This window comes from Aquitalea sp. ASV11, assembly GCF_016429185.1.
Classification (GTDB): domain Bacteria; phylum Pseudomonadota; class Gammaproteobacteria; order Burkholderiales; family Chromobacteriaceae; genus Aquitalea; species Aquitalea pelogenes.
In genome coordinates this window covers 1-396 of the sequence record NZ_JAELUD010000183.1, presented here as the reverse complement: position 1 = coordinate 396, position 396 = coordinate 1, and the positions used below count along the sequence as shown (strand labels likewise).

The 396-nt window shown below is 68.9% G+C and carries 1 protein-coding gene; it reads right to left on the bottom strand.

Translation table 11 applies throughout. The features are described 5' to 3' along the window. Nucleotides 1-164 precede the first annotated feature (164 nt). Nucleotides 165-396, bottom strand: a 232-nt coding sequence (locus tag JHD62_RS21600) for a hypothetical protein (protein ID WP_199104598.1), incomplete at its 5' end; no start/stop codon positions are given.

The window sequence follows — 396 nt, the reverse complement described above, 5'->3', positions numbered from 1 at the left end:
CCCCCCCCCCCCCCCCCCCCCCCCCCCCCCCCCCCCCCCCCCCCCCCCCCCCCCCCCCCCCCCCCCCCCCATGTTTTCAAGCAGAAGACTGCATACGCGATTATTGCGTTCGTCTCGTGGGCTCGGAGATGTGTATAAGAGACAGATCGAGAGCAGCATCCTACTTACATCTGCGGGCAAAGAGCGGATGGCTCTGTTTTTTGCGTTGATGCTGGCATGCGAAATTCCGGTACTGCATGGCCCTGAAACGCCTGTCTCTTATACACATCTGACGCTGCCGACGAACAGTAAGATGTGTGGTTCTCGGTGGTGGGCGGGGGGGGAAGGGAGGGGGGGGGGGGGGGGGGGGGGGGGGGGGGGGGGGGGGGGGGGGGGGGGGGGGGGGGGGGGGGGGGG